We start from the raw sequence: 467 nt of genomic DNA on the forward strand, positions 1-467 counted from the left end.
GTCGATCTGGTGATTCTCGATGAGCTGGGCTATCTGCCGTTCAGCCAGACCGGTGGTGCATTGCTGTTCCATCTGCTCTCAAAGCTTTACGAGCACACGAGCGTCGCGATCACGACCAATCTCAGCTTCGGCGAGTGGGCGAGCGTGTTCGGGGATGCAAAGATGACGACAGCGCTGCTGGACCGCGTCACCCATCACTGCCACATCGTTGAAACGGGCAATGAATCGTGGCGCTTCAGGACCAGTTCTGCCAAGGCGAAGACGACAAGAAAGAGAGCAGCAAAACCAGCGGGTAACGAAGAGTTATCCACACCGGAATAGATGTACTACGCTGTCTCGGGGTGGGTCAGATTTAGATGAAATCGGTGGGTTAAGACTCGGTGGAAATCAACACCGGTGGCTTCAGACCCGGGAGTCTTTTTGCGAGTTTCGCGCTTAGCCGACCTTTCCCGATGTCGGCGATCATG

1 protein-coding gene is annotated in these 467 nt (G+C 55.2%); it reads left to right on the top strand.

Features of this window, described 5'->3' with window-relative positions; translation table 11 throughout:
- A partial coding sequence (locus ACIBNA_RS44990) for an ATP-binding protein (protein WP_399171286.1) occupies positions 1 to 321 on the top strand: 321 nt, incomplete at its 5' end.
- Between the last annotated feature and the right edge of the window lie 146 nt (positions 322 to 467).

It is taken from the genome of Streptomyces sp. NPDC050164 (assembly GCF_044459945.1).
Classification (GTDB): domain Bacteria; phylum Actinomycetota; class Actinomycetes; order Streptomycetales; family Streptomycetaceae; genus Streptomyces; species Streptomyces coeruleorubidus_A.